Consider the following 5,466-nt stretch of genomic DNA (forward strand, 5'->3'; position numbering starts at 1 on the left):
TGTCCCGGTCGAGCCCGATCAGGACCGTCTCCGGATGCGCCTCGAGCACCGCCTCCGCATGCCCGGCCAGACCGAGCGTCGCGTCGACGTGGCCCCTGCCACCAGCCCGCGTCCAACATCCGGGTGTACGCGCCCTGGTGCTCCCGGGGCACCCACAGCCGGTGCAGCTCGTAGCGGCGACGCAGGCCGCCGACGGCCACCTCGTGGGTGACCGGGATGTCCAGCCGGTTGAGCAGTTGCCGCATCCGCTGCGCGGCGTCCTCCCGGTTGAACTCCACCCCGGCGGTGTGCTCGGCCCGGACCGCGCTGGGCCGGGCGGCGGTCGGTGGCGGTGTGCAGCGCAGCAGGCAGGCAGCCTCGAACGCGTCGCCCAGGGTCAGCCAGCCCAACGGGGACGGGGTGGTCGGGGTGTGCGGTCGGTCGAGCAGGGCGGGTTCGTGGGTCAACGGAGGCTCCCTTGTCGGAGTCTGGGTTGCCCTACCGTGGCCCCTGGCACGCCGTTACGGAACTCCTCCGGCCCAGCCTTGAGCAAATCTTGCGGCTGCGGTGCCGCTAGAGGTCGGTGACCACCAGATCCACCTGCCGCATCCGCCCGGGAGCGGCGGGCTGCTCCACCACTGTGTGCTTCAGCTCCCGCAGCGTGCCGACCAGCTCCGCAGGCGTGCGCGGCCGGGCGCCGGCGACGAGCAGGTCCCGGACCAGCCGCCCCTTGGTCGCCTTGTTGAAGTGGCTGACCACCGAGCGGACCGGCACGCCGTCGACCTCCCGTTCGTGCAGCACCCGCACTGTGACAGTGCGCTCGGCCAGCTCACCGCGCGGCGTCCAGGTGGCCGCGTACGCGCCGGAGCGCAGGTCCAGCACCGGGCCGCGCCCGGCGGCGCCGTCCACCGTCGGCGTCAGCTCCCTGCGCCAGTACGTCGACAGCGCCCCGACGTCGGGCAGGCGGGCGCCGATCGGGCAGCGGTACGGCGGAATCCGGTCGGCCAGTCGGACCGCGCCCCACAGCGCGGAGCTGATCAGGATCGACCGGCGGGCCGCCCGCTGCGCCGTGGCCGGCAACGAGGCCAGGTCCAACGCCTCGTAGAGCACCCCGGTGTAGAGCCGCCCGGCCGGCGCGGTGGCCGCCTCCCGCAGTCTCGCGTTGCGCCGCAGTTCGCCCCGCTGGCCCTCGCTGAGGCCGAGCGCCGCCCGCGCGGCCTCCTCGTCCGGCCCGGCGCTCAGCGCCACCAGGGCGTCCAGCACCCGCTCGCGGGCCGGGTTCAGCTCCGGCAGCGAGAGCCGGTCCGGGGTCCAACGCCGTCCGGTGCCGGCGTCGGCCTTTCCCTCCGAGGGCGGCAACAGGATGAGCATGGGTCTCCTCGACGGGCGAAACGGCGGCGCCCCACGCGCCGGCCCGGCCAGCGTACGACCAGCCCCTACCGCCAGGGCCGCACCGGGGTGTCGGGGTGGTACACGCGATAGCCGCCGACCTCCCGCACCGGCGCGGCGTCGGCCCGGTCGGCGAGCAGCCTCCGCAACCGCCGGTCCATCGGTGAGTCGATCTCCACCACGTAGCCCGGCCGCTCGGCCCGCCCCACCTGCCGCCAGTACGGTCGGTAGCGGTTCTGCCCCGGTGACAGGTTCCCGTCGAGCACCCCGCAGACCACCGACTCATCCGTGTTGAAGATCAACCGGTTGCAGGTCCAGTAGTCCCCGTACACCTCATGGGGTCCGTCGGCGCGCAGCGCGGCGGCCAGCTCCCGGGCCTGGCGTTCCTCGGTCCGCGACGCCGCGGTGCCGGTGGCCGCGAACAGCACGGTGATCACCAGGGTGGTCACTGTCAGCGCGGCCAGCACCGCGGCGGACAGCGCGCCGGTGAATCGTCCCAGCACGCTGCTGGTGCCCCGCCAGGCGGTCAACGCCGCCACCCAGAGCGGCCAGAGCACCGCCGGCAACGACAGTTGCAGCACCGACAGGTAGCGGGCGTTGTCCAGCGGGCTGGTCGCGGCGAGCGGACTGCGCACGTACGACAGCAGTGTCAACGCCGCGCCGACGACCAGCGCGAGCTGCACGACCGGCCCGACCCGAGCCCCACGTAGCCCGCCGGCCCCGCGTCCGACCCGCTCCGCACGCGGGGCCCCGGCGGCGCGCCGGTACGCGAGCACAGCGAGTGCCGCGGCGGCCAGCAGCAGCACCGGGTACAACACACCGAACCACTGCTGCCAGCGTCCGCAACCGTCCACCGGGCAGAGCCCATGCGCCAACGGCACGCCCTCCAGCAAGCCGCCCCGGATCCGGTCGGACCACGGCGGCTGCGGGCCGACCTTGGTGCTGACCTGCCGGAACACCGACAGCGAGTCGTCACCGGGCCCGGCCCGCAGGTTGTCGATGATCATCGGGGCGACGCCGACGACCACCCCCGCCACCAGCAGCAGACCGGACCAGCCGAGCAGCTCCCGCCGTACCGCCCAGACCAGGGCCAACCCGGCGACAGCGAGGTACGGCAGGATCAGCCAGTCCGACCAGACGGCCAGCCCGACGAGCAGCCCGAACAGGCCTATCGCCAACCGTCGGCGGTGGACCGTGCCGGCGGCCAGCCCCACGGTGATCAGCAGCATCAGCAGCACCGCCGGCTTCACCTCCGGACGCCCGCCGACGACGGTGAGCTGGTCGCGCACCACCCGCTCCGGCCCGAGCGCGAGCAGACCGACCACGAAGGCGGCGAACCACGGGGTGCAGAGGCGGCGGGTCAACCGGTGGATCAGGTAGAGGAAGACCGCGTACAGCGCGAGCATCGGCAGGCGCAGCACCGGCCAGCTCGGCCCGGCCACCGCCACCAGGGGAGCGGCCAGGTATGACTCCAACATCCCCATGTAGTGCTGGCCGTAGAGGAAGACCGGGCGTTCCCGGCCCTGCCCGATGTGCAGCGCGGCGAGACCGAACGTCGCCTCGTCGCTGTTCGACACCGGCACCGTGAACAGCGTCAGGACCAGCCGGTAGACGACACCGGCGAGCCCGAACAGCAGCGCGGCGAGCGCCGGTCGATCGAGTCGCGGGCGCCATCGCCCACGGTGCTGCTCTGGATGCGACACGACCAACGCCCCCGTCGTCGTCCCGACCGGAGTGTTTCACGTTCGGCCGGGCCGCCGAGGCCGATCGGCGCAGCCCGGTGGGGCCGGGTCGGCCACCCGGTGACCGGGCCGGCTCGGCGCGGCCCGGGTTGGCTCGCGTGGCCGTGGCTGTCGACGTGTGGCAGGGTTGGCCCGTGCCACCCACTCCCGCCGGCCAACTGGCCGTTCCGAACCTGCACCGGGCCGCGCGGATCGAGGATGCCGTGCACCAGCTCGTCGAGCGCCGGCTGCGGCGCACCGGCTGGCGGGTCAACATCGTCGCGTACACCGGCTACGGCGCGCCGGGTTGGGTGCGGGTGATGTGTCGGGTGCTGCTGGGCCGTCCGGACACCCGTCAGCGGGGTCGGCTCGACAAGGTCCGCGGCTGGCGCAGCTTCACGACGTTGCCCAACAAGCACGTCACGGTGACCATCGAGGCCGGCGGGGTGCGACACGAGACGCGGGCCGACCGCAGCGGCTTCGTCGACACGCTGGTCGAGGCGGACCTGCCGCCCGGTTGGGGTACGGTCCGGCTCAGCGTCCCGGACGCCGAGCCGGTCGACGCCCCGGTGCGCATCCTCGACCCGGAGGTCAAGTTCGGCATCATCTCCGACATCGATGACACGGTGATGGTGACCGCACTGCCCCGGCCGCTGCTCGCCGCATGGAACACGTTCGTGCTCGACGAGCACGCCCGCAACGCGGTGCCCGGCATGGCGGTGCTCTACGAGCGGCTGGTCACCTCGCACCCCGGCGCACCGGTCTTCTACCTCTCCACCGGCGCCTGGAACGTGGCCCCGACCCTGACCCGCTTCCTGTCCCGCCACCTCTACCCGGCCGGGCCGCTGCTGCTCACCGACTGGGGCCCGACCGCCGACCGCTGGTTCCGCAGCGGCATGGAACACAAGCGGTCCACCCTGGCCCGGCTGGCAAAGGAGTTCCCCGACGTGCGCTGGCTGCTCGTCGGCGACGATGGCCAGCACGACCAGGAGATCTACCGGGAGTTCGCCGCCGCCCACCCGGAGAACGTCGCCGGGGTGGCGATCCGCCGCCTCTCCCCGACCCAGTCGGTCCTGGCCGGCACCCTGCCCGCCCCCGCCGGTCGCCCGTCGTCGGGGCCGGTGGGGCAGAAGTGGCTGTCCGCCCCGGACGGCGCCGGCCTCTGGCAACTGCTCCGCGACGCCGGCCTGGTCTGATCCGCCGACGCCGACGCCGACGCCTCCGACGGCGCCTCGCGCCAGGACCGGCCGTGGGCGTGCCCGTCCTGAACGGTCAGCGGCTGACTCCGCAGAGTGAAAGCTGTGAAGAATACTTGCGTGGCGGTCCCGCAGCACTGAACATACTTTCGTGCGTGTCGACTTTCATCGATCCCTTCCCGGGCTGGCGCTGGTAGCGGCGCTGACGCTCGGCGCGGCCCTCCCCACGGCCGTACCTCCCTCCCCGACCACGCCGCATGGCACCGTGCCGGTGGCCGCCCAGGCAGCCTGCGTGACAGATCCGGCCACCCCGAAACGGCAGTTCCGGGGCATGTGGATCGCCAGCGTGGCCAACATCGACTGGCCCAGCCGCACCGGCCTCACCGCCGCCGCCCAACAGGCGGAGTACCGGGGTTGGCTCGACCTGGCCCAGCAGCGTCGGATGAACGCCGTCGTCGTGCAGGTCCGTCCCGCCGCCGACGCCTTCTGGCCGTCGACGCACGAGCCGTGGTCGCAGTGGCTCACCGGAACCCAGGGAGGCAATCCCGGCTACGACCCGATGGCCTTCATGGTGGCCGAGGCGCACGCCCGCAACCTGGAGTTCCACGCCTGGTTCAACCCGTACCGGGTCGCGACCCACACCGACCTGACCAAGCTGGCCGCCAGCCACCCGGCCCGCACGAACCCGGGCTGGGCGGTCGCCTACAACGGCCAGCTCTACTACAACCCCGGCATCCCCGCCGTCCGGGCCTTCGTGCAGACCGCGATGATGGACGCCGTCAGCCGCTACGACATCGACGCGGTGCACTGGGACGACTACTTCTACCCGTACCCGGGCAGCGGTGGGGGCTTCCCCGACCAGGCCACGTACGCCCAGTACGGTGCCGGCTTCAGCACCATCGCCGACTGGCGGCGCAACAACGTCAACCTGCTGGTGCAGGAGATGAGTGCCAAGATCCGGGCGGCGAAGCCGTGGGTGAAGCTCGGCGTGAGCCCGTTCGGCATCTGGCGCAACGCCGGCACCGACCCGCTCGGCTCGCGCACCACCGGCCTCCAGTCGTACGACGCGATCTACGCCGACACCCGACGGTGGGTGAAGCAGGGTTGGATCGACTTCAGCCAGTCCACCGGCACGCGGGCCGCGTACGCCGACCCGCCCGCCTGGATCGAGGTGCCCGGTC

At 73.0% G+C, this 5,466-nt stretch carries 4 protein-coding genes and 1 pseudogene; 2 read left to right on the plus strand and 3 right to left on the minus strand.

Going from position 1 to position 5,466, the window contains the following annotated elements:
• The 3 genes and pseudogenes from ABZ749_RS28240 to ABZ749_RS28250 all read right to left on the minus strand — a co-directional run.
• Window positions 1-446 (minus strand): annotated as a pseudogene (locus tag ABZ749_RS28240) (hypothetical protein); the annotation flags it as partial.
• Window positions 447-552: 106 nt separating this feature from the next.
• Window positions 553-1,350 (minus strand): peroxide stress protein YaaA, encoded by a 798-nt coding sequence (yaaA, locus tag ABZ749_RS28245; protein WP_357233127.1) that lies wholly within the window; start codon window positions 1,348-1,350, stop codon window positions 553-555.
• A gap of 65 nt (window positions 1,351-1,415) precedes the next feature.
• Window positions 1,416-3,071, minus strand: a complete 1,656-nt coding sequence (locus ABZ749_RS28250; protein ID WP_357233129.1) for a hypothetical protein — start codon at window positions 3,069-3,071, stop codon at window positions 1,416-1,418.
• A gap of 173 nt (window positions 3,072-3,244) precedes the next feature.
• Between ABZ749_RS28250 and ABZ749_RS28255 the strand changes: the two genes are divergently transcribed.
• Both ABZ749_RS28255 and ABZ749_RS28260 read left to right on the plus strand, forming a co-directional pair.
• Window positions 3,245-4,285, plus strand: a complete 1,041-nt coding sequence (locus ABZ749_RS28255) for a phosphatase domain-containing protein (protein WP_357233131.1) — start codon at window positions 3,245-3,247, stop codon at window positions 4,283-4,285.
• Window positions 4,286-4,616: 331 nt separating this feature from the next.
• Window positions 4,617-5,466 (plus strand): family 10 glycosylhydrolase (locus ABZ749_RS28260; protein WP_357233133.1); only part of this gene is annotated, 850 nt, incomplete at its 3' end.

The organism is Micromonospora sp. NPDC047753 (assembly GCF_040642735.1).
In the GTDB taxonomy this organism is placed as follows: Bacteria; Actinomycetota; Actinomycetes; order Mycobacteriales; family Micromonosporaceae; genus Micromonospora.